Origin of the sequence: Arthrobacter sp. KNU-44 (assembly GCF_051843155.1) — a bacterium.
In the GTDB taxonomy this organism is placed as follows: Bacteria; Actinomycetota; Actinomycetes; order Actinomycetales; family Micrococcaceae; genus Arthrobacter.
In genome coordinates this window covers 1,651,692-1,674,818 of record NZ_JBPXNG010000002.1, presented here as the reverse complement: position 1 = coordinate 1,674,818, position 23,127 = coordinate 1,651,692, and the positions used below count along the sequence as shown (strand labels likewise).

Genomic DNA, 23,127 nt, shown 5'->3' with positions numbered 1-23,127 from the left:
CATGTCTACTGCTGCCGTAGCGCAGCCGGAGTTCGTGGACTTCGACCCCGAGAGTGCCACGCGCAAGGTCATCCGCCCGCGCGGCCAGTCCTTGCTTTCCAGGCTCAACGAGCTATACATCCAGTTCCTGACGTTCGGCGTCGGCTTGATCTATGCGACAGGCCTCCTCAATGGGCTCACTGCCGCAGCGGAGCATGGCTTCGGCGGTCACCTGATTTCGGCTGGCTACGGTGTCGTCTCTGTTGAATACGGCCTAGTGGCCGGGTTCGGGCTCTTGGGCCTCGCGGCCTATTGGGTGGCGGGCAGGCTCGGGCCACTGGCCATCACGGCGAATCAGCGGCACTGGTGGTACTCGCTGGCTATCAACCGCGAGCCGCTTCTAGCCCGAGGCTTGCGCCGCGCAGTCTGGGCTGCCGCCGTTGTCGGGGCCCTCACCACAATTCCGGTAGCAGTCATCAGCGGCTCGAACGCGGTGGTGTTTGCCGGACGGGTCCTGGCAGGGGCACTGACAGGCGCGGCTATCCTCGCGCTGGCCGCGTTCGCCCAGACCCGCTTGGCAGCGCCGGGCCGGCCGCAGACGCCCGCCCGGCCGCAAGGCCGGGCAACCTCGTGGCTGTTGGCTGCCGCTTCGGCCGCACTCGGAGCAATGCTTTTCGGGACGCTGCAAGGAAACTGGGTCTTCGCCGTCGCCCCTGCAGTCGCTTTGATGGCCGCGGCGCTCGCCATGCGAAACAAGCTCTCCAGCGTCCGCACGACATCGCTGCTCAAGGCAGGGTCCGCGAGGGGACATGTCCAAGCTGCGCTCACACTAATGGACACGGGGGAGCTCAGTGCCTCGCTTTCCAGCGGCGGCAAACGGAGCCGGGTGAAGCTCCCGGGGACGCCGCGCACGGCAGCGGGCGCGCTCTTTCACGCGGAGGCAACCGTGCTCGCTCGACAACCCGCCCGGCTGTGGCGCTGGGGCCTGGGCCTCGCCGTCGTTCCCTTGACCGGGCTGGTCCGGACGTTCGATTCACCTATCATCCTGCTTCCTCTGCTGCTTGCCGCAGCGATATTCTCTTCCACCGCGGCGGCCGGGCCGCTTTGGCAGTTGCGCATGGCTCCCAGCCTCGACGCCCTCCTGCCGATCTCCAGGACGGCCTCGCGCTGGGTCCACGTCGCGCTGCCGGTCATGCTGATGGGTTTGTGGACGACGGCGGCTGCCGGATTCTTCGTGCTGGCGGGCGGCTTCCGGGTGGAGCTCCTCGTCCTAGGCGCGGCGGCGGGCGGTGGTTTGGGCGCGGGGATGCTGCGACGAGCCTTCCGCCAGCAGGAAGACCTGACCAAGCTGGTGTACCTGATGCAGCTTGGACGGAGCGGACCCGCCATGCTGGGAACCAGGATCCGAGGCTACGTTCTGTGCCTCTTCGCCCTGGTCCCTTTGGCTTTGGGCATGCTGTTCAACGCCCCGGAGCTGCTGGTCACGCCCGCCGTCGTGCTCAACGTGGTGCTCCTGGTGATCGGAGTGACGACCGCGGACCGCCCCTGATGTGGTTCCAGGCGCGAGGGCACGGTTCCAGCGATCTCGACGGCGGGAAGCGACCGAGACCTACGAGTAGTACTGCCCTAAGGTCTCGGCCTTGAACTCGAAAAAGTCCCCGGATTCGATGGCCAAGCGGGCGTCGTCCACCATCTTCACCACGAAGCGCTCGTTGTGGATGGAGATGAGCGTATGCGAGAGCAATTCATGCGCCTTGTACAGGTGGTGGATATACGCGCGCGAATAGTTGGCGCAGGTGTAGCAGTCGCAACCATCCTGCAAGGGTCCGAAATCCGATTTGTAGCGCGCCCCGGACAGGTTGTACCGACCGGACGGAGTGTAGAACGCCGAGTTGCGGGCCACGCGGGTGGGGGAGACGCAATCGAAGGTGTCGGCGCCGTTTTCGATGGACGTGAAGATGTCGTCCGGCTCGGAGATGCCCAGGAGGTGGCGGGGCTTGTCCTCGGGAAGTTCCTCGTTGCACCAACGCACAATGGTGCCGAGGTTCTCCTTCTCCAAGGCACCGCCGATGCCGAAACCGTCAAACGGCATGCCGCCAAGGTCCCGGCAGGCCTTACGGCGAAGGTCCTCGTACTGCGCACCCTGGATGACGCCGAATAGGGCTTGGTAGGGTTTGCCCACCCGGGAAGCTGTCAACCGCTCATGCTCCACCACGCAGCGCTCAGCCCAGCGACGCGTCCGCTCCAGGGATTCCTCTTGGTAGCCGCGCGAGTTCTGCAGCGTGGTCAGCTCGTCGAAGGCGAACATGATGTCGGCGCCGATCTGGTGTTGCACCCGCATGGAGATCTCCGGGGAGAAACGGTGCCGGTCCCCGTTCAAGTGCGACTTGAACCAGACGCCGTCCTCGTCCACGTGGGCCAGCCTCTCCTTGCCCGGGGCCACGGCGTCGTCAGGCCCGGACGCATCCACGGAGGTCATGTCGATGACCTTCTTGAACCCCGAGCCGAGGCTCATCACCTGGAATCCACCAGAGTCCGTGAACGTCGGCCCGTCCCAGTTCATGAACGCGCCGAGTCCGCCCGCCGCGTCCAGAATCTCCGGTCCAGGCTGCAGATATAGGTGGTAGGCGTTGGCCAGCAAAGCCTGCGCGCCGAGCTCCTTCATGGATTCGGGCAGCACGGCTTTGACCGTGGCTTTGGTCCCGACGGCGATGAACGCGGGCGTCTGGATCTGGCCGTGCGGTGTGGTGATGGTACCGGTGCGGCCCAGGAACTCCCCGCGCTTGCCGCCGCCGTGGCGGCTGTCGCCGTCGGCGTTCAAAGGGCCCGACGACGGCGGGCGCGTTTCGCTGAGCCGCGTACCTACCTCGAAGGAAAATGCGGACTGAAGGGCAGCCCCGAGCGCGGAAGGATCGGACTTGGAGTTAGACCCGGAAGCAGGCAGTGAAGAATCGGCTGGCACCGTTACAGTCTGCCAGCCCCGGAGCGTGAATCGTCAGTGCGAATGCACCTCTGTGGGGTAGTTCTCAGCCTTCCAGCCGTCCCAGTGGGAGCGGATCGAGTCCAGACTGGCCGCGCCCAGGTCGTAGGTCGAAGCGATCACGATAGTGCCGCCGTCGGGCCTCTTCTCCGGAATCACCGGCTGGTCAGCCACAATCAGCAGCCCATCCCCGTGTTCCGCATAACCGTGAACGGTGAGGCCAACCTGGTGGTTGCTCCGGAACCAGACCTTGCCGGAAAGGGCCTCGCCTGTGGGGAGCGTGAGTGAGTATTCCTCCCCGGGAGCCGGGACGTTGGCCAGGCCAAGTTTCTGGATCCCGGAGCCGCTACCGCCGGGCAGGGAGACAAAATGCGTACGCCGGTGCCCGTGTGGATGGCGTTCCAGGGCGAATCGGAGCTGGTGCAGGAAGGTCAGCCAGCCTTGGGTGATGTCCTCGTCCCACGCGGCCCATTCGGAATCGTGGTCCAAGGCGGCCCGCGTCACGCGGACTTCGGTGCCTCCGCTGACCGGGGTCAGTTCGAAGACGTCCCCGCCGTTCACCGTGAGGCTTGTGTGGTCAGGCCCCTCGACCACGGCGGTGCTGAAGTAGATCTGGTTGATTTCGTCGGCAAGCTCGTCGGCCTCCCAGCCGTGCCATTGAGCCACGAGCGACGGTTCGCGCAGCGAAGTCCAAACTTGCTGCGCGTCGGCATTAACAACAACGCTCAGATTGTTCGTCATGGCCCGAATCTACCGCCCTTGGCGCGAACGCGACAGGTCTTGCGAAATCCTCCGATAGCGCCTAGGCCCGCACGGCCTCGAGTTCGTTCGCGATCCGGTGATCGAGTTCACCTACGCCAAGGGTGTTCGAGCCGCCGTGCGAACGGAGGAACAGCAGGGTTTCGAGCCGGAGCAGCCGCCATTCACGCTCGGCATCGCGGTTGCCGTTGTCGATGGAGCGGAAGATTTCCTTGTCGTACAGGTTCGGTTCGTTGAGCCCGCGCTGCCGGACCTTGGCGGCGATCCGGGCCTTGAACGGGTCTGTCTCCACGGTGTCCGGCGCTTGCAGGAGTTGATCGTAGACTTCCGCGCGTTCCGTTTGGCCGAGCTCGCGGCAAATGAAGCTGGAAAGTGCGAGGGAACGTTCAACGGACATCCACCGGTCGCGGTTTCCGTCGTAGGGGAGCACGTTGAGAATATCGGCCACCGCGAGGGCGTGGTCCGGATCCCGCAGTTCGATGAAAACATCGTGGGCCAGGTCGCTCAGATCCCGCAGGCAGCTTCCCGACTTCGTGTTGATGCCCTTGATGAGGCGTTCGCTCAGTACCGCGACGCCGTTCCTGCCCGGGTGCGCTTCGGCAGCGGCGGCCACGACGTCCTCCGGCGAGTCGGTCGGTTCCGGGATCAGCGCGAGCTGCTCGGGGTCCGGCCCCGCAGGCCGGCTGACAGTCGGTGCCACCGGAGGCAAGGGAGGTACGACGACGGCTGGAACGGCTTCCGCGGGTGAGTCACCGGCGTCGGAGGTACCGGCGTCGGGCGCGTCGCCGGAAACCGGCTCCGCAAGCGTGGCCGGATCTTCCGTGGGCAGCGCGTGGTCGTCGGGAACGACAGCTGCTTCGCCCACCGGGACGCTGGACCCGATCGCGATCCGCACTTTTCCGCCGTCGAGCGTGGTCACCAGAATGAGTGCGGGCACGCCGAAATCGTCGTGTTCGAGCTCGACGTGCGTGATTTCCTCCGCGGGACCCTCCCCAGGGAGGAACAGGTAGTCCCCGATTTGCAGGGCCCCAGCCTGCTTTTCACGGTACTGCTGGCCGGCCGGGCTGTGAGTCATCGGAAGTCCTTTGGTTCTCTTGGGGTCCGCCCAACAGTCTATAAAACCCACCCGACAAATCGGGGAGGTGGCTACTGCCCGCGCTGCCGCTACTGTCCGACGCCGGCAAAAGCCAAGGCCTGGCGTACCAGATTGCCTCGACCGCCGCTGAATTCCTGCTGGACGTCGTCGCTGAGGATTTCCTGCGGCGTCATCCACGTCAGCTCGAGGGCGTCCTGGCGCGGTTCGCACTCGCCCGTCACGGGGATGACATAGACCAGGGACACTGCGTGCTGGCGGTCGTCCGTGAAGCCGGTCTGCGACGGCGCCGGGAAGTATTCGGCCACCGTGAACGGCACGGGACTGACGGGCAACTGGGGGAAGGCCAGGGGCCCGAGGTCCTTTTCCATGTGCCGCAAAAGCGCGGCCCGGATGGTTTCGCGGTACAGCACGCGGCCGGACACGAAGGATCGGACCATGGTGCCGTCGGCGTCGCCCTGGAGCAGGGTACCTACCTCGTTGACGAATCCGAGTGGATCCAGGCGCACGGGAACCGCCTCCACGTAAACCATGGGGAGGCGGCCGCGGGCTTCGAAGAGGTCTTCATCGGAAAGCCAACCGGAGTACGGGTCAGGGGTACGAACACTCATGGTTAAGTTCTACCCCATCCCATGCAGTTCCATGCCGTACGAATCAGACAGCCAGGATTGCGTCGAGCCCAAACCCCGGAACGCTCGCTCACCTATATCGCCCATTCGGGCGACGCTCGCTCACGTATGTGGCCAAAATCGGGATCCCGCGCTCAGATGAGGTGAGCGGGCGTTTCGGGAAAGGCCAGTATTGGTGAGCGGGCGTTTCGAGAAAGGCCGATATATATGAGCGGGCGTTTCGGGAAGCGCCCATATAGGTGAGCGAGGGTTGGGCATGTAGTGCGTGGGCTTTCGTCACAGCCTAGCTGGCACCAGAATGGGGCCATGGCTGTTGAACTTGAAGAATTGATCGTCAAAGACGCTGCCGAGTGGCGGTCCTGGCTCGAAGAGAACGGCGCCGATAGCCCTGGCGTGTGGCTCGTGCTGCACAAGAAGGGCGGCAACGTGACGGAACTCGATTACGCCGCTGCCTTGGATGAGGCCCTTTGTTTCGGTTGGATCGACGGCCAAGGCAGAAGGCGCGACGACGAAAGCGTCTTCCAGCGTATGACCCGGCGCGGCCCCAAAAGCCCATGGTCCAAAAGGAACGTGGGGCACATTGCCCGTTTGGAAGCTGAAGGCAAGATGACCCCGGCCGGATGGGCCGCCGTCGACAGCGCCAAAGCGGACGGGCGTTGGGAAGCCGCCTACGTGGGCCAAGCGGACGCGGAAGTCCCGGAGGACCTCGCGGCCGCCATCGCCGCAGTTCCCGCGGCCCAGGCGATGTTCGATGTGCTGACCGCGGTCAACCGCTATTCCCTGATCTACCGCACCAACTCTGTGAAGAAGGCGGAAACGCGGGCCAGGAAGATCGCTGGCTTTGTCGAGATGTTGGCCCGGCAGGAGACACCGTATCCGCAGAAGAAAAGGCCCGCGGTGGCAGAGTAACCGCGGGGATCTACTCGGGCTTTTCGGGCTTCTCTCGGGATAGAGCGACGATCCAGCCTGGAGTGTCTTCCCCGAGCCGCTGGTCCAGCAAGACCCTGGCCTTTGCTGCGGCGATCTGGACCTTGCGGTCTTCAGCGCTCACCGAATCGGGACGCTGCGAGGGGGCGACGGCGCGGGTTTCGGATGCTGTGGCAGCTGCCAGGAGCTCATCCTCTGTGCCCACTTTGAGGAGGGCGAGTTCCTCCCGTGACGCGAGTTCGCTTTGGCCCAGAATCTCGATGGCTTTCTGGCCCATTTCGGCCTCCGAGCGGCTGCGGGACAGGGAAGCGTCCAGCGCCCATTGAGCTCGACGCCACCATTCGGACCTGTTATCCGCCCGCGCCTTCTGCCGCAGCGACAGGAGGCCAACGATCGCGGCAACGATCGCCGCAACCAGGACAGCGAGCGGGCTGAGCGCGCCAACGATCTGCCACCATTCCGGCGGTGCACCGACCACGGTGACAGGTATCGGGCTCGGGATCGGGTTCACAGCTCCAGACTAGGCCCCGGCACTGACAATTTGCCGGACGCGCGTGGCGGCTTCCAGCAGCATCCACGCCTGAAGTTGGCTGGAGAGTTCGACGGCGGTGCCCTCCGGATACGTCTCGGCGGCCGGACGCTGGGGTTCCGTCGAGAAGATGAGCCAGCCGTCGTCGTCTTTCACGGACGTCCAGTTGGCAGCGTCGGTGCGCACAGTCCGCCCCGCCCAGACCGCCTCCGCGGTGTTGAGCACGAGATGCCCGGCGGTAATGCGGGTAACGGAGGGCAACCGCACGTCTCCGGCGGCGAGCGCCAGGTAGCGGACGAGGATCCCGGTGAAGAGTCCGCCGTCGCCGGTGCCTTCGCCGCGAAGAACCAGCCTCCCCGGCCCGTCAGACGGACCGGGGACGGTCAAGTGTTCGGCCACCGAGGCCACCAGGGCGGCCGCGCGTCCCAGGTTCGCGTCTCCACCCAACTCCAACAAGGCGCCGAGCACGGGGCCCTGGTTGTAGGTGTAGATCTCTTCTGCGAGGACGAGCTTGCCCTCCTTGATCCAAACGCCGTCGAGATACAGGCCGCGGGTGGGTTCGAAGAGCGTGGCATCAAGCCAGTCCAGGAGCCTTTGGGCCCGGTCCTGCTTGCCGGTCCGGGCGAAGTGCAGGGCCACCGGCGCTGTGGCCGGGGTGTTCTTGAAATCGCGTTTGGTGCTCCAGAAGGTGCCTCCGCCCATGTCGTCCGTGGAGGCCAACTCGAACCGCGGTGAGAGGATTTTCTGCAGCCGGGCGTTGCGTCGGCGGCCCGGCTTGTGCGCCCGCCCGGCCAGGGAGTCCAAACGCAGGACGGCGAGGGCGAGCCATGCCATGTCGTCGTAGTAGCTGTTGACGTAGCGCACGAAATTGCGCAAGCGGATAGTGGTGACCAGGCGTGAAGCGAGCTCGCCAGCGCTAGGGCGATCACCGCCGTCGAACCTTGATCCCGAGGCCAGTTCGCGCAACCCGGCGTCCACGAGGCAATCGACGTAATGCGCCTGCCACCAGTAGTTCCAGGGCTGACCCGGAAAACGCGTTGACGGCCGGACCGACGCCGCAAGATGCGTTCCGGGAAGCAAGAGGAGGCGCCGTCCGAAATGCCGGGTCACCGAACGTGCGGCGTGGTCGGCTCGCGCGGCCCAATCCGGTGTTCCGGAGGAGCGGTGCGGCGTCTCGGGGGCGGACATGGTGACAGCCTAACGCCGCGCGCTTGGCCGCAGGCCCCTCTCCAGTGCACAATCAAAGTGATTCAGTTAACATTCATTAACGGATTTTGGTTCTGCATCGAGGAGGATGGATGGACATCAAGGGCGCAGTTGCGTTGATAACCGGCGGGGCTTCGGGATTGGGGGCCGCAACCGCAAGGCGATTGCTCGACGCCGGAGCATCCGTGGTGCTGCTTGACCTCCACTCATCTCCCGGGGAGTCCCTCGCCGCCGAACTCAATGCCTCGGGCGCCGTCGGCAGGGCCGTGTTCGTCCCCGCCGACGTCACCAATGAAGAGCAGGTGCAGGCCGCCGTCGACGCTGCCGTCGCGCTGGGCCCGCTCCGGATCCTGGTCAACTGCGCCGGCGTGGCAACCCCGGGCAAGGTGCTCGGCAAAGACGGCGTGCTGCCGCTCGAGAACTTCAACAGGGTCGTCCAGATCAACCTCGTGGGCACGTTTAACGTGATCCGCCTGGCTGCCGCCGCGATGGCCGAAAACGAACCTGCGTCTACCGAGCTCGGTGGGGAGGAGCGCGGTGTCATCATCAACACGGCCTCCGTGGCGGCTTTCGACGGCCAGATCGGGCAGCCTGCGTATGCCGCGTCAAAGGGAGCCGTGGCCGCGATGACGTTGCCCCTGGCCCGTGAATTTGCGCGCTCGCTGGTGCGTGTCGTGGCCATTGCACCGGGCATCTTCGAAACACCCATGCTGGCCGGCTTGCCCCAGGACGCACAGCTCTCCCTCGGCCAGCAGGTACCGCACCCGGCCCGTCTTGGCCGCCCCGCCGAGTATGCCAACCTCGTGGCGCACATCGTGGAAAACGCCATGCTCAACGGCGAAACCATCCGCCTCGACGGCGCGATCCGGATGGCACCGAAGTGAGCCAGGCCCACAAGCTGGCGGCCGCCGTCGAACCTTCGGCAGGTTCCCTGCCTTCGGCAGATTTTTTCGATTTCGAGTCTCTCCTCAGCGTCCAGGAACAGCGCAAGCTCAACGAGCTCCGGGAATTCCTGGCCACGGAAATCGCGCCGTATGCCAAGGACTGGTGGGACAAGGCCGAGTTTCCGGCGCACATCCTGCCCAAGCTCGCCGCGCTTCGCCTGAGCACCCCCACGCACCGCGGCTACAGCAACCTGTTCGCAGGGTTGGTGATCGCGGAAATGACCCGCGTGGACACCTCCATTGCCACGTTCTTCATGGTCCACCACGACCTCTTCATCGAAGCGCTCTACGAGTTCGGCTCCAAGGACCAGCAGGACCGCTACCTCGACGACGCCTCCAACCTCCGGACCACCGGAGCGTTCGCGCTCACGGAACCGGACCACGGCTCCGACGTGGCCGGCGGCCTGCAGACGGTGGCCCGCCGGGTCGCCGGGGGAGCCGACGACGGCGGCGACTACTGGGTGCTGAACGGCGCCAAACGCTGGATCGGCAACGGGACGTTCTGCGACCACATGCTGGTATGGGCCCGGGACGAAGCCGACGGCGCTATTCGCGGCTTCATCGTGGACGGCACGCTGCCCGGGGTGACACGGACCAAGATCGAAAACAAGATTGCCCTGCGCACCGTGCAAAACGCCGACATTGTCCTCAAAGACGTCCGGATTGCCGAGGCGGATCGTTTTTCCGGGATCAACAGTTTCAGCGACACCAACCACCTGCTGCGCGGATCAAGGCTCATGGTGGCCTGGCAGGCCGTGGGGCAGCAGTTGGCGGCATTCGACGTCGCCCGCCAGTATGCGCTTGACCGCCAGCAGTTCGGCCGCCCGCTTGCGAAGTTCCAACTCATCCAGCAGCAATTGGTGGACATGCTCGGCAACGCCGTGGCCAGCATGGGCATGATGGTGCGGATCGCCCAGCTGCAGGAGGACATTTACACGGACAGCAAGGGAGTGCGGCACGGCGGAGCCCAGATGGCCCAGGTGGCACTGGCCAAGTCGTACTGCAGCGCCCGGATGCGCGAAACCGTGGCGATGGGCCGGTCCATCCTGGGCGGGAACGGCATCGTGACCGATTACCGGATGGCCAAGATCTTTGCCGATGCCGAGGCGATCTACACGTATGAAGGATCGTTCGAGATCAACTCGCTCATCGTGGGCCGGGCCGTGACAGGGGTCTCCGCGATCGTTTGAGGGGTTTCCGGGACGCCGCTTTGACGGCGGCACAGGGCGCCATTCCGGGGCTCGTTTCCCAGGCCGGAGCTTGAAGCGCGGCGATGGGAAACAAGCCCCGGTTTGAGCGTGAGGCCTCAGTCCCTGGACAACTGGTCCTCGAGATTGAAGATTTCCGTGAGTTGGACGAATCCCTGGTCCGGCGCCCGTGCGTCGTCTTCGAACAGCAGTGCCATTTCTGCCTGCCAACGGGCATTCACATCAGTCAGGGCCATGCGGGCTCGTGCCGCGTCGAAATCGTCGCATTCCACGTATCCCACTAGCAGCCCGTCGTCGGCGAGGAACAACGAATAGTTGTTCCAGCCGGCCGCCTTGAGTTCTCGGAGCATCTCCGGCCATACGACCGCATGACGGCGTCGATATTCGGGAATCTGGCTGGGTTTGACCGAGGAACGGAAGCAGATGCGCATGTGGGTTCTCCTCCTACTGTGAATCGTTTCATTCAAAGCCCGCGAATCACCGCAAATCGCGCAGCTTACCGGGTGCCGCTCCTGAGCCGCCGGTACTCCTCGCGGGGAACCGGCGTCGCGTCCGGCGTGCCCAGCTGATTGAGGGGGATGCGGTACGTTTCCCGGGCCGACCAGGCAGCCACGGCTCCGATGATGCAGATTCCGAAGCAGATGGACCCGATGATGAGCGGTACGTTCGCGGACCCCGGCGGGGCGATTGCCGTGAAGATGCTCGGAAGGAACGCGGTGATGACAAGGCCAATGTTCTGCGAGATGGCGAATCCCGTGACTCGCGTGCGGGCGGGGAAGAGTTCCTGGAAGTAGCTGGCGAACGTTGCGTTCCAGACTTGGTAGAGCGTGCCCCACATGAGGATCGAGAGGATGATGGTGAGCAGTACGTTGTTCTGGCTGACCGCGTACAGGTAGGCGTAGGCCAGCACCCCGGAGCTCAATGAGCCGAAGATCATCAACGGCCTGCGGCCGAAACGGTCCGACAGATCTCCGAACAAGGGGATGAGGGCCAGCGCGACGACGTTGGCCAGGACCGGGATCCAGAGGTAGACGGTAGTGCTCATGCCGACGCCGTAGCCCGGCTGGGTGGCGTAAGCCGCACCGAACACTGCCACCGTGACGCCGACGACGTTGACCAGGGTCATGCAGATTGCGCGAACCACGTCGAGACCGCTTTCGCGCAGCACGCGGACGATCGGCATCTTCGGGATCTCTTGGTGCGCCTTTTCTTCGGTGAAGATGGGGGTTTCTTCGACCCGGCGGCGGATCATGTACCCGGCGAACACCACAAGGGCGCTGAGGAGGAACGGAATGCGCCAGCCCCAGGATTTGAACGATTCACTGGAGAGCATGGCAGAGAGCGGGAGGAAGACCGCGGCGGCGATGATCTGCCCGGCCTGGGTGCCCTGGAGCGCGAAGCTTGCGTAGAAGCCCCGGCGGCCGAAAGGTGCGTGCTCCACGATCATGGCGCTGGCACCGCTCAGTTCGCCGGCCACCGCGAAGCCTTGGATGAGCCGGACGGCAACCAGCAAGACGGGTGCCAAGACGCCGACCTGGCCGTAGGTGGGCAATAATGCGACTGCGAAGGTCGACGCGCCCATCATCAACATGGCCAAGACCAGAACGTTCTTGCGGCCATGTTTGTCGCCCCACTGTCCCAGGACGAATGCGCCGATGGGGCGGGCTACATAGCCCACGGCGTAGGTGCCAAGCGAAGCGATCAGCGCAACGGTCGGGTTTCCCGAGGGGAAGAAGACGCCGGGAAACACCAGCGCGGCGGCCTGTGCATAGATAAACCAGTCGTAGTACTCAAGGGCGCTGCCGATCCAGCCGCTGGCTGCCGCCTTCCTCGTGGTGCTGGACTGTCGCGGTTCGATTGAACTTCGCTGCCTGCTCGCGTCGATCTTCATATTGTCCTCCTTTGGACAAGTCGTTGGGGCCACTGGAAGGGCCTTCCCGCCTTTGGGTGTGGTTTCCAGTAGGAGTGCAGCGCCATCGCAAGAATCGGAGTGAACTTCCGCTTGGTATGCGCTTTCCCATCTGGTAAGCGCTTTCCATCAGACACCCGCACAGCCCCGCTGTCAAGGTTAAGTTGTTGCGCCGGTCACACCGGCGGGACCTATCGGCCCGGCATGATCGGGTCATCGGTAGAGCCGCCGCGAACCCGGGGAACTAGGGCGAACTCGTGCTCCTGCGGAGGGTGACGCTGCCCGCGACGGCGGAAGGATCGCCGTCGTCGTCGGAAAGGGCCGCCATGGTTGCCAGTCGTCCGATTTCTTCCAGCGGCAGACTTACGGTGGAGAGCGCCGGCCGGAAGTCCCGGAGCCATTCGATGTCGTCGAACCCTGCGAGGCCGGCGTCATGGGGGACTCTGAGCCCCTGGTCCCTCAATGCGGCGGCCACGCCGATGGCCATGACATCGTTGGTCGCGAAAATGCACAAGCGTTGATCCGACCCCGATCCGTCGGACGCCTTGATCCGCCAGGCCAGTTCAATGCCGGCGTCGAAACCGCCGTTCCGGTTGAACGCGACGTGCACAACATCCGCGGCGGGCTGGCCGGCGTCGGACAAGCCTCGTTGGAATCCCATGACGCGCTCATCCGAAGTGGTCAGCCCCTCCGGCCCGGCCACAATGACGAACGGCCCTTTGTGGGTGCGCGCCAATGCGCGCGCCAGATCCCGCGCAAGTTGCTCGTTAGGGACCGCGATGGTGCGGTAGTTTGCCGTTTCGGCGACGCCTAGAATCGCTTGCCCGACGACGCCCACGCGCCCGCCGTTGCGGCAGTAACGGTCCAATTCGGCGGCTAGCTCGGTGTTCGCGCGGGCGTCTTCGGAACGTGTTGAACGCGATCCTGCGATGACGATCGACTCGGCCCGCCGTGCAGCGAAGGCGGCGACAGCTTCCTTCTCCTCGGCGGGTGTGCCGTTGGTGGTGGCGAGCAGGACCATGCGGCGCTCCTGCCGCGCTGCGGCCTGGACGCCCTGCGCTATGGCGGAAAAATATGGGTCCGCGATGTCGTGCACGATCAGGCCAATGAGCCCCGTGCTCGATTTCGCCAGGGCCTGGGCCTGGGCGTTCGCGATGTAGCCGAGGGTGTCTGCCGCCTGCCGGACGCGCTCGGCGATCTCCGGTGCGGGTGTCCTGGCGGAACCATTGAGCACCCGGGAGGCCGTGGCGGGGGAGACGCCGGCCAGTTTGGCCACTTCGGACAGCGTGCTTGCAGTCACGGACAACTCCTCTTCAAAAGCCTCAGCCTCGGCACTTTCAGCAACATCCGATTATTGCAGTGCTAACCGGCCTTGGGAAAGCGATTGCCAGACCTCGAGCTGCGTGTCATCATGAATGCATTGGGAATGCGCTTTCCCATCTCATAACTTTCCACCTGAAGAAGGACTCATGGGCTACGAAACAAAGACGATAAGAATCGCCATGAACGGCATCACCGGCCGGATGGGCTACCGCCAGCACCTGCTGCGTTCCATCCTCCCCATCCGGGACGCCGGGGGCTTCACCTTGGCGGACGGCACGCGCGTCCAGGTCGAACCGATCCTGGTGGGCCGCAACGAGGCGAAGATCCGCGAACTCGCCGAACTCCACAAGGTTTCCGAGTGGTCCACCGACCTCGACGCGGTCATCAGCGACCCCACGGTCGACGTCGTTTTCGATGCGTCAATGACCAGCCTCCGCGCCGCGACGCTGAAGAAGGCCATGCGCGCCGGGAAGCATATTTTCACTGAAAAGCCGACGGCGGAGACGCTGGAGGAAGCCATCGAACTGGCCCGTATCGGCAAGGAATCCGGCGTCACGGCCGGCGTGGTGCACGACAAGCTGTACCTGCCTGGCCTGGTGAAGCTGCGCCGCCTCGTGGACGAGGGCTTCTTCGGCCGGATCCTCTCGATCCGCGGCGAGTTCGGCTACTGGGTCTTCGAAGGCGACGTCCAGTCAGCGCAGCGCCCGTCCTGGAACTACCGCAAGGAAGACGGGGGCGGCATGACAACGGATATGTTCTGCCACTGGAACTACGTTCTTGAAGGCATCATCGGCAAGGTCAAGAGCGTCAACGCCAAGACCGCCACCCACATCCCGGCCCGCTGGGACGAGCAGGGCAAGGAATACAAGGCCACGGCCGACGACGCCTCCTACGGCATTTTCGAGCTCGAGACCCCGGGCGGGGACGACGTCGTCGGACAGATCAACTCCTCCTGGGCCGTCCGCGTCTACCGCGACGAACTCGTTGAGTTCCAGATCGACGGCACGCACGGTTCAGCCGTCGCGGGCTTGAACAAGTGCGTGGCGCAGCAGCGCGCCCACACGCCCAAGCCGGTCTGGAACCCGGACTTGCCCGTCACGGAGTCCTTCCGCAGCCAGTGGCAGGAAGTCCCGGCCAACGCCGATCTGGACAACGGCTTCAAGCTGCAGTGGGAAGAATTCCTGCGCGACGTCGTCGCCGGCCGGGAACACCGCTTCGGGCTCCTTTCCGCCGCCCGCGGCGTGCAGCTCGCCGAACTCGGACTGCTGTCCTCGGCCGAGCGCCGCACCATTGATATCCCGGAGATCGTGCTCTGATGACTTCCCTTCTGCTTCCAAACCACGACGGCGGGACCCGCCTCTACAAGGTGCAGCCGGCCACGTCGTGGTCCAGGCCGACGGCACCGCTGACGTCCCGGCGCGCCTACGCCGCGGCACATGTCATCCCAGAAACGACGGCCGACAACACCCCGGGCGCCCCGGCGCACTTGGACTGGGACGCCACGATGGCGTACCGGCACGAGCTGTGGTCCTACGGCCTGGGCGTTGCCGATGCCATGGACACCGCCCAGCGCGGCATGGGCCTGGACTGGGCCGCCACGCAGCAGCTCATCAAGCGAACCGGCGTCGAAGCTGCGTCCGTCGTGGCGTCCGGCAACGCCGCCACTGCCGGCAAGAGCGTCCAGGACCTCGTCTCCTGCGGCGCCGGAACGGACCAGCTGGACCTTGACTCTGTTCCCGAGGGTCCCGCGGGCATCAAGGCAGTGTTGGACGCGTACCGCGAGCAGATTGCCGTCGTGAGCGAAGCCGGACCGAAGGTCATCGTCATGGCGTCCCGGGCGCTGGCCAAAGTGGCTGCAAGCCCCGAGGACTACCTGCACGTCTACTCCACGCTCCTCAGCGAAGTGGACCAACCGGTCATCCTGCACTGGCTCGGGACGATGTTCGACCCCGCACTGGCCGGCTATTGGGGCTCGGACGACGTCGCCGAGGCAACAGACACCTTCCTTGGCCTCATCCGCGATCACGCGGACAAAGTGGATGGCGTGAAAGTCTCGCTTCTGGACGCTTCCCATGAAGTTGAACTGCGCGCAGCCCTGCCGGAAGACGTCCGCCTCTACACCGGCGACGATTTCAACTACCCGGAACTGATCGACGGCGACGGCGTCCACCACTCGGACGCGCTGCTGGGCATCTTCGCCGCGATCTACCCTGCCGCTTCGGTGGCGTTGCAGAAGTACGACGCCGGCGACGCCGCGGACGGGCGCGCCATCCTGGACTCCACCCGCGAACTCGGCAAACACATCTTCAGTGCACCGACGTTCTACTACAAGACCGGGATCGCCTTCATGTCCTGGCTCAATGGCAAGCAGCCCGGATTCCAAATGGTCGGCGGACTGCACTCGGGGCGCTCCGTGGTCCACCTGGCGCGCACCTTCGAACTCGCCGACCAGGCCGGGCTCCTGCGCGATCCCGCACTGGCAGCCTTCCGGATGTCGGATTACCTCCGCATCAACGGAGTTGGCGCATGAGCGACTTTTCACGGCTGTCACTTAACAGCGCCACCACCAAGAAATGGACCCTCGCCGAGGCCGTGGACGGTTGCGTCCGGGCCGGAATTCCTGCGATCGGACCGTGGCGGGACATCGTCGCCGACACCGGCCTGGAGAAGGCGGCCAAGCTGATCAAGGACGCCGGACTTCGCGTCTCGTCCCTCTGCCGGGGCGGCTTCCTCACAGCGGCCGACGCCGAAGGGCAGGCGGCTGCGCTGGCGGACAACCGCACGGCCATCCTGGAAGCCGTGGCGCTCGATACGCGGGAGCTGTTCCTGGTGGTCGGCGGGCTCGCCCCGGGCGAGAAGGACGTCGTCGCAGCCCGCCAGCGCGTTGCCGATCGCCTCGAGGACCTGGTGCCCGTCGCCGTCGAACACGGGGTCCGGCTGGTGCTCGAACCGCTGCACCCGATGTACGCCGCGGACCGGGCCCTCATCTCGACGCTGGGCCAGGCACTCGACCTCGCCGCACCGTACGACGCGAAGGCGGTTGGCGTCGCCGTCGACACCTTCCACGTGTGGTGGGATCCGGAACTGAAGCAACAGATCCAGCGGGCCGGCCGCGAAAACCGGATCGCCTCCTACCAGGTGTGCGACTTCAACCTTCCGATCGCTGCCGACGCCCTGCTGTCCCGCGGCATGATGGGCGACGGAGTGATCGACTTCGCGACGATCGGCACCTGGGTGCGCGACGCCGGTTACACGGGCGACATCGAAGTGGAAATCTTCAACCAGGACATCTGGGACGCCGACGGCGATTCGGTCCTGGAAACCATGAAACAGCTCTACGCGGAACTCGTGGTTCCGTACGCCTAGGCACCCAATACAAAAGGCGGGGACTCAGTTTGAACTGAACTGAGCCCCCGCCTTTCTGCGTGCTTATCCTGCGGCGGAACCTCCGGCCAGCAGCTCGGCGACCTCGGCCGGAGACAGCCTGCCGTCGACGATCCACACCGCGAAGGTGCGGACCAAGGATTCGCCTGCCGCAAGGTCCACCGGCCGCTCCCAAGCCAGGGCCGAACCCACTGCTGGGTAATTCGCCATCCGAACGAACCAAGGATCCTGCGCCTCGGCCGGGGCGGCGAACACCAGTGTGGCGGGACCTTCAGGGAAGTCTGCTGCCCAGGCCAGCCATGGCGACGCCGAGCCGTGGACTTCGGGTTCACCGCGACTTTCCGCTGTGAAGACTTCTGCCCCGGCGGAGGCGGGCAAACGCCAGAAGAAGCCGCCGTAGCCGCTTGCGAGGGCGCCGTTCGAGCCGGGACTGCCAAGTGAGGAGTCGACGACGGCGGTCAGCTCCGTTCTTAGCTCCAGTTGCCACGTGCGGTGGTCAAGCTGCCGGGAGCGGGTGGCGCGGCCTTCGCGGAGAAGTTCTGCGCCGTCCGGTGCCTGCCAGCTCAATTCCTGCTCCAGATGGCCTGGACCGGACGTGGTGAACACCTCGATGATGCGCCCGTGGTCTTGCCGTTCTTCGTAACGGCCGGCAGCGCGGGTATACGTCTTGCCGCCCCAGAAATTGGTTCCGTTCACATCCTGCAAGGCGAATCCCGCGCCGAGGTGCCAGGAGTGGTCCGCTGGCAGATGGTCGGTGACGGTGACTCCGACGAGGGTTCGGACCGGGTGCAGATAGGGCCGCGGGGAGAGCCGCGCGGCGAGGCCGGCGCCGCTCTGCAGGGTTGCCAATGCGACGGCGGCCTGGCCGCTTTCAATCGCAAAGGCGCCAGGCTCGCCGCCGTCGGACAGGCTCAAAACCGGCCTTCCGGCGTCGACGGCTGGCCGCGCCCAAGGCAAGCAAAGTTCGCTGAAGGTGGCGTGCGCCGCCGTCGCGCGTTCCAGGGCGTCTTCGATTCCGTCGACCACGGCACGGGCGCCGTCACCTTCGCCCTCCCAAGTGACGTACTGCTCCGGGATCAGTGCGGGAGATTCCGCGGTGCGGATGGCCTCCAGGACCTGCATGAAGGCGCCGCTGTCCGCGAGCGGGCTGATCAGCGGCGCGCCGGTTGCGGGGCTGATCGTTCCCGTAACCGGCGTCGAGCGCTGCTGGTGGCGATGCTCCAGCAGGTCCTCGGTGAGGTCCACCCGGCTGTACACGGTTTCGCGCGTCCCGGCGGCAGAGCTGACCGTGAGGCGGTCTTCGGTGTAATAGAACTTCGCCGTGCCCTCGCTGCCCTGCAGGGTGATGTACGGTTCCACGGATTCGGCGGCGCAGAGGGTGAGCGCGCACGTGATCGGCAGGCCCGCAGCCGTGCGGATCCGGATCACGGAGGTGTCGTCGGATTCGATGTCATTGGCGCGGTACAGGTCCGTTTCCACAGAGGCAAGATCGTCCACCGTCCGCGCTCCCGCGATCCTCAGGGCGGTGGCGATGGCGTGGGCCAGCGGGTTGGTCGCTACACCGTCAACGACGTCGATGCCGTCAAGGCTGCGTTTGCCCGCCCAGCGGGAGCGTTTGTAATAGGCGCGGTCACGCACCCAACGCCCGGTGGCCGAGATGCCCAGAAGCGTGCCGATCTCTCCTTCCGCAAGCAACTCCTCTATGGCCTGGAGGCCGCGGGATCCGAGGCTCTGGAAGCCGACTTGGACGCTCCTGCCGGCCGCAGTGGCGGCTTCCTGCAAACGATTGAAATCGGCGAGGGAAGCGACCGGAGGCTTCTCGAGGTACAAATCGGCATAGGCGAGCGTTGAGAGGGCGAGTTGCGCGTGCGTCTGGATCGGAGTGGCCACAATGACGAGGTCCAGCGCCGGGGTTCCCGCCAGGAGTTCGTCCAAGGTGCCGAATACAGCGGTTCCGGGCGGGAGGGCGCCGGGGGCAGGCGGATTCGGATCTGCCACGGCAACAAGGCGGACGACGCCGTTGGCCTGGAGCCTTTCGAGGTTCTGCAAGTGGTGCGCGCCGAAGCCGTGGACCCCTATAAGGGCAACCCTGCTGGGCTCATGGCCGGGCTGTTTGTATTCTGCCGGGACGGGCGTGGACAGGGTGCCCATGGCTCTCCTCATCTGTCCCCGGGAGGCGGGGCTGCTGACGTCGGTGTCGTTTCAGGGCGCTTGGTAAGCGCTTTCCAAGAAGAGTGTACCGTGCATCGGGGGAGATGTAACGCGTTTGGTTAGACGATCCGGCCGGCCGGCAGTTTCTCTCCGGCCTCGACCGCCACGTCGATCGAATTTCCTGCCACGGGCATGGGGCACGTGCCATACGGGGTGAAGGCGCTCGGGTAGTTGATGGCGCGGTTGAAGTCGAGGACTACGGAACCGTCGGGCCGGGGGCGCGAGACGGCCAGCTTGCGCCATTCGTCCGTCGTGTTGCCGTTCGTTTCGTCGTGGAAAGTGACGGTGAGGGCTCCGAGCTTCTCGGCCTCGGCGTGCAGGCGGATCTCGTGGGGAAGGCCAGGCGCCCGGAATACGACCTCGCCGACGGATCGATGCACCCCGTCCACCAAAGGGTTGGCTGTTCCGATGGGTACATCCACCGGCTCAGGGTAGGCCTCGAAGCGGCCCTCAAGCACCCAGTCCGGGTTGTAGTCAAAGGTGGGAACGGCGTCGAACTCCGTCAGTACGGGCGAGGAGTTGTCCCTCGTGCGGATCGCGTACTTGTCCGCCCGCATGGCAAGTTCCACCACCACTTCCGTGCCATCCGAGCCGCCGAATTGCACCCACATGAGCGATTCCTCGTCCTGGAGGGTGGCCGAAATCGTCCCGTCCACAGGAGCTCCCGTCTCCACGAGCGTGAGTCCGTCGGCCGGGCCCGCGGTGAGTGTCGCCGTCGTGCCGTCCGTAGACCAAAGCCCCGGGACGAGCTCGACGGCGGCAGGTTCGGATTCGAGCCACTGGAAGGAGGTGAGGGTCAGCCAGCCGTGGTCCGCCGCGAGGGCGGCGTTGCGGCCGTTGCGGAAACGCTGCCAGCGTTCCAGCTGGACGTTGCTTGCGGGGGCTGTTGCACTCATGGTTCCTCCAGCGGCTCGGGATCTGTCGTTGCCTTAACCATGCACCGGCCACCACCATTCCCGGAACCCAACTGACTCGCATTTGATGTCGTTCTGAGGGCTGATAACGACAACAACTGCGAGTCAGTTGGGGCGGGCAGGGCGGAAGTGCAGAGTGAGCATGACAACATTTGAGACGGATTGCCACCCCCGCAAGAGCTTTGGGTAAGATTCCCTAGGAATATTAGTAATCCGGCTCACAGTATCCAGCGCAGTGTACGGGCCACACCCAACGCCAGAAGGTATTTTTCATGGTTGACACTGCACATCTCAGCACCGACCTTGCCGCGGAATTGCGGGCCGATGTCCGTCGCGTCTCCACGCTTCTCGGAGAGTCGTTGGTCCGCCAGCATGGCCCCGAGTTGCTCCAGCTTGTCGAGCAAGTGCGCCTGCTCACCAAGGAATCCAAGGAAGCCGCCCGCGGCGGCGCTGACGCCACGGGTCCGTGGAGCGCGCACGACGTCGTCGCCCAGGTCCGCGAGTTGCTCGCCTCCTTGCCCCTTGAGGAAGCCACTGAGCTGGTCCGCGCCTTCGCGTTCTATTTCCACCTCGCCAACGCCGCCGAGCAAGTGCACCGCGTCCGCGGACTGCGCACCCGCCAGGAAAAGGACGGCTGGTTGGCCAAAGCCGTGGCCGAGATCGCCGACGAAGCTGGAACCCAGGCCCTGCAGGACGTGGTCAACGAACTGGACGTCCGTCCTATTTTTACGGCGCACCCCACCGAAGCCTCGCGGCGTTCAGTACTGGACAAGATCCGCAAGCTCTCGGACGTCCTGGCCGAATCCACTGTTGAGGGCACGGCCGCGCGCCGCCGACAGGACCGCCAGCTCGCCGAGATTATCGACCAGATGTGGCAGACCGACGAACTGCGCCAAGTCCGCCCCACTCCCGTGGACGAGGCCCGCAACGCCATCTACTACCTGAGCAGCATCCTGACCGATGCCATGCCGGAGATGCTCACGGACCTTTCCGAGCTGCTCGCCGAGCACGGCGTTGTGCTGCCGGCGCACAACGCTCCCATCCGCTTCGGTTCCTGGATCGGCGGAGACCGCGACGGCAACCCGAACGTCACCGCTTCCGTCACGCGAGAGATCCTGCAGCTGCAGAACCAGCACGCCGTGCGGATCAGCATCTCGATGATTGACGAACTGATCTCCGTCCTCTCCAACTCCACCGCCCTCGTGGAGGCGGAAGAGGACCTCCTGGACTCGATCGCCGTCGACCTCAAGAACCTGCCCGGCCTGGACAAGCGCATCCTTGAGTTGAACGCGCAGGAGCCATACCGGCTCAAACTGACCTGCATCAAGGCCAAGCTCATCAACACGGGCCGCCGTGTGTCCGCATCGAGCCACCACGAACCCGGGCGCGACTACGCCTCCACCTCTGAACTCCTGGCAGAGCTCGAGTTGTTGGAAGCCTCGCTGCGCAAGCACTCGGCTGTGCTCGTGGCCGACGGCGCCCTGGCGCGGGTCCGCCGCGCGATCGCTTCCTTCGGGCTGCACTTGGCGACCCTCGACATCCGTGAACACGCCGACTACCACCACGACGCCGTCGGGCAGTTGGTGGACCGGATCGGCGTCGGAACTCCCTACGGCGAGTTGAGCCGCGCCGAGCGCTTCGAACGGCTGAGCGCGGAGCTGGCTTCGCGCCGACCGCTGTCCGGCCACCCCATCAAGCTCGACGGCGACGGCGACCGCACCTACGACGTCTTCCGCAGCATCCGCCACGCGCTCCAGACGTACGGGCCCGACGTCGTCGAAACCTACATCATCTCCATGACGCGCGGTGCGGACGACGTCCTGGCCGCCGCGGTGCTGGCCCGCGAAGCCGGACTGATCGACCTGTTCGGCGCAGCTCCGTATGCCAAGATCGGCTTCGCCCCGCTCCTGGAAACCGTGGAGGAGCTGCGCGCCTCGGCCGAAATCGTGGACCTGCTGCTCTCCGATCCGTCCTATCGCTCGCTCGTACGGCTGCGTGGGGATGTCCAGGAGATCATGCTGGGATACTCGGACTCCAACAAGGAATCCGGCGTCATGACCAGCCAATGGGAGATCCACAAGACCCAGCGGAAGCTGCGCGACGTCGCCGCCAAGCACGGCGTGAACGTCCGCTTGTTCCATGGCCGCGGCGGTTCCGTGGGCCGTGGTGGCGGTCCGACCTACGACGCCATCATGGCCCAGCCGAACGGCGTGCTCGAAGGCGCCATCAAGTTCACCGAGCAAGGCGAAGTCATCTCGGACAAGTACTCCTTGCCGGAGCTCGCCCGCGAAAACCTGGAGCTCTCCCTTGCCGCCGTGATGCAGGGTTCCGCGCTGCACCGCACCCCGCGCACCTCGGACGACGAGCGCGAGCGCTACGGCCACGTCATGGAGATCATTTCCGACGCCGCGTTTGCCCAGTACCGTTCTCTGATCGACGACCCGGACCTGCCTTCGTACTTCCTGGCCTCGACGCCGGTGGAGCAGCTCGGCTCCTTGAACATCGGCTCGCGCCCGTCCAAGCGTCCTGATTCCGGCGCCGGACTGGGCGGTCTTCGGGCCATTCCGTGGGTGTTCGGTTGGACCCAGTCGCGGCAGATCGTTCCGGGTTGGTTTGGCGTGGGCTCAGGCCTGAAGGCCGCCCGCGAGGCAGGCAACACCGCCGAGCTCGCAGAGATGATGAAGCGCTGGCATTTCTTCCAGTCCGTGATTTCCAACGTGGAGATGACGCTGGCCAAGACGGACATGGACATCGCCGGGCACTACGTGTCTTCGCTGGTTCCGGAAGAGCTGCATCACCTGTTCAAGGCAATCCGCGCTGAGTACGATCTCACGGTTGCCGAGGTGGAACTCCTGAGCGGCGAAACCGAGCTCCTGGAAGCGCAGCCGACGCTCAAGCGTTCCCTCGAAATCCGCGACCAATACCTCGACCCCATCAGTTACCTACAGGTGGAGTTGTTGCGCCGCGTCCGCGAAGCCTCCATTTCCGGCGCGGAGATCGACGAACGCCTCCAGCGGGCCATGCTCATCACCGTCAACGGCGTGGCCGCCGGCCTCCGCAACACCGGATAGCCGTTTTCTGCCCTTCAGACGCTCGCTCACTTATATGGGTCTTTTGGCGCACGCTCGCTCA

Annotated in this window: 19 protein-coding genes; 8 read left to right on the top strand and 11 right to left on the bottom strand. The window is 65.2% G+C overall.

Translation table 11 applies throughout. The annotated features are described in order from the left end of the window. The first annotated feature begins 1 nt into the window (after window position 1). Window positions 2–1,528 carry a DUF6297 family protein gene (locus ACSVHC_RS08550; protein WP_437772288.1) on the top strand — a complete coding sequence of 509 codons (1,527 nt, stop codon included), beginning with the start codon at window positions 2–4 and terminating at the stop codon, window positions 1,526–1,528. Between the two features lie 60 nt (window positions 1,529–1,588). On the opposite strand, the gene tgt is transcribed toward ACSVHC_RS08550, so the two are convergent. From tgt to ACSVHC_RS08530, 4 genes are all read right to left on the bottom strand, one after another. Then, a complete protein-coding gene (gene tgt / locus ACSVHC_RS08545; RefSeq protein WP_437773949.1) occupies window positions 1,589–2,923 on the bottom strand; it encodes a tRNA guanosine(34) transglycosylase Tgt in 1,335 nt (444 codons plus the stop codon). Window positions 2,924–2,974: 51 nt separating this feature from the next. After that, window positions 2,975–3,700, bottom strand: coding sequence for an SRPBCC family protein (locus tag ACSVHC_RS08540; protein WP_437772289.1), 726 nt, complete (start codon window positions 3,698–3,700; stop codon window positions 2,975–2,977). A 61-nt stretch (window positions 3,701–3,761) separates the two neighbouring features. Then, window positions 3,762–4,793, bottom strand: coding sequence for a DUF6707 family protein (locus tag ACSVHC_RS08535; RefSeq protein ID WP_437772290.1), 1,032 nt, complete (start codon window positions 4,791–4,793; stop codon window positions 3,762–3,764). A gap of 89 nt (window positions 4,794–4,882) precedes the next feature. After that, on the bottom strand, window positions 4,883–5,422 hold the full coding sequence (locus tag ACSVHC_RS08530; RefSeq protein ID WP_059388553.1) for an NUDIX hydrolase family protein: 540 nt from the start codon (window positions 5,420–5,422) through the stop codon (window positions 4,883–4,885). Window positions 5,423–5,746: 324 nt separating this feature from the next. Here ACSVHC_RS08530 and ACSVHC_RS08525 point away from each other — a divergent pair, with 324 nt between their 5' ends. Further along, window positions 5,747–6,349 (top strand): YdeI/OmpD-associated family protein, encoded by a 603-nt coding sequence (locus ACSVHC_RS08525; protein WP_437772291.1) that lies wholly within the window; start codon window positions 5,747–5,749, stop codon window positions 6,347–6,349. Window positions 6,350–6,359: 10 nt separating this feature from the next. On the opposite strand, the gene ACSVHC_RS08520 is transcribed toward ACSVHC_RS08525, so the two are convergent. Further along, window positions 6,360–6,878, bottom strand: coding sequence for a hypothetical protein (locus ACSVHC_RS08520; protein WP_437772292.1), 519 nt, complete (start codon window positions 6,876–6,878; stop codon window positions 6,360–6,362). Window positions 6,879–6,887: 9 nt separating this feature from the next. After that, on the bottom strand, window positions 6,888–8,084 hold the full coding sequence (locus ACSVHC_RS08515) for a glycoside hydrolase family 76 protein (RefSeq protein ID WP_437772293.1): 1,197 nt from the start codon (window positions 8,082–8,084) through the stop codon (window positions 6,888–6,890). Window positions 8,085–8,194: 110 nt separating this feature from the next. On the opposite strand from ACSVHC_RS08515, the gene ACSVHC_RS08510 reads away from it, so the two are divergent. After that, window positions 8,195–8,986, top strand: coding sequence for an SDR family NAD(P)-dependent oxidoreductase (locus tag ACSVHC_RS08510; protein ID WP_437772294.1), 792 nt, complete (start codon window positions 8,195–8,197; stop codon window positions 8,984–8,986). Next, the gene (locus ACSVHC_RS08505; RefSeq protein ID WP_437772295.1) at window positions 8,983–10,236 is read left to right on the top strand and encodes an acyl-CoA dehydrogenase family protein; all 1,254 of its coding nucleotides are present in this window, start codon (window positions 8,983–8,985) and stop codon (window positions 10,234–10,236) included. The genes ACSVHC_RS08510 and ACSVHC_RS08505 overlap by 4 nt, the downstream gene beginning before the upstream one ends. 116 nt (window positions 10,237–10,352) lie before the next feature. On the opposite strand, the gene ACSVHC_RS08500 is transcribed toward ACSVHC_RS08505, so the two are convergent. From ACSVHC_RS08500 to ACSVHC_RS08490, 3 genes are all read right to left on the bottom strand, one after another. After that, complete coding sequence (locus tag ACSVHC_RS08500) at window positions 10,353–10,685, bottom strand: L-rhamnose mutarotase (RefSeq protein WP_437772296.1); 333 nt, start codon at window positions 10,683–10,685, stop codon at window positions 10,353–10,355. 65 nt (window positions 10,686–10,750) lie between these two features. Further along, window positions 10,751–12,145: an MFS transporter gene (locus ACSVHC_RS08495; protein WP_437772297.1), complete on the bottom strand. Its 1,395-nt coding sequence runs from the start codon at window positions 12,143–12,145 to the stop codon at window positions 10,751–10,753. A gap of 262 nt (window positions 12,146–12,407) precedes the next feature. Further along, window positions 12,408–13,463 (bottom strand): LacI family DNA-binding transcriptional regulator, encoded by a 1,056-nt coding sequence (locus ACSVHC_RS08490; protein WP_437772298.1) that lies wholly within the window; start codon window positions 13,461–13,463, stop codon window positions 12,408–12,410. 169 nt (window positions 13,464–13,632) lie between these two features. Here ACSVHC_RS08490 and ACSVHC_RS08485 point away from each other — a divergent pair, with 169 nt between their 5' ends. Genes ACSVHC_RS08485 through ACSVHC_RS08475 form a run of 3 tightly spaced genes read left to right on the top strand, consistent with a single transcriptional unit; the run spans window position 13,633 to window position 16,852 of the window. Continuing rightward, window positions 13,633–14,802: a Gfo/Idh/MocA family protein gene (locus ACSVHC_RS08485; RefSeq protein WP_437772299.1), complete on the top strand. Its 1,170-nt coding sequence runs from the start codon at window positions 13,633–13,635 to the stop codon at window positions 14,800–14,802. Next, window positions 14,802–16,016 (top strand): dihydrodipicolinate synthase family protein, encoded by a 1,215-nt coding sequence (locus ACSVHC_RS08480; RefSeq protein ID WP_439180809.1) that lies wholly within the window; start codon window positions 14,802–14,804, stop codon window positions 16,014–16,016. Before ACSVHC_RS08485 ends, ACSVHC_RS08480 begins: the two co-directional genes overlap by 1 nt. Beyond that, window positions 16,013–16,852, top strand: a complete 840-nt coding sequence (locus tag ACSVHC_RS08475; protein ID WP_437772301.1) for a sugar phosphate isomerase/epimerase family protein — start codon at window positions 16,013–16,015, stop codon at window positions 16,850–16,852. Before ACSVHC_RS08480 ends, ACSVHC_RS08475 begins: the two co-directional genes overlap by 4 nt. A gap of 63 nt (window positions 16,853–16,915) precedes the next feature. Here the strand turns inward: ACSVHC_RS08475 and ACSVHC_RS08470 are convergent, their stop codons facing one another. Together ACSVHC_RS08470 and ACSVHC_RS08465 are read right to left on the bottom strand one after the other, a co-directional pair. Beyond that, window positions 16,916–19,021, bottom strand: a complete 2,106-nt coding sequence (locus ACSVHC_RS08470; protein WP_437772302.1) for a DUF6807 family protein — start codon at window positions 19,019–19,021, stop codon at window positions 16,916–16,918. Between the two features lie 119 nt (window positions 19,022–19,140). Then, window positions 19,141–19,977: a DUF1684 domain-containing protein gene (locus ACSVHC_RS08465; RefSeq protein WP_437772303.1), complete on the bottom strand. Its 837-nt coding sequence runs from the start codon at window positions 19,975–19,977 to the stop codon at window positions 19,141–19,143. 290 nt (window positions 19,978–20,267) lie between these two features. Here ACSVHC_RS08465 and ppc point away from each other — a divergent pair, with 290 nt between their 5' ends. Continuing rightward, the gene (gene ppc / locus ACSVHC_RS08460) at window positions 20,268–23,066 is read left to right on the top strand and encodes a phosphoenolpyruvate carboxylase (protein ID WP_437772304.1); all 2,799 of its coding nucleotides are present in this window, start codon (window positions 20,268–20,270) and stop codon (window positions 23,064–23,066) included. The last annotated feature ends 61 nt before the right edge of the window (window positions 23,067–23,127 follow it).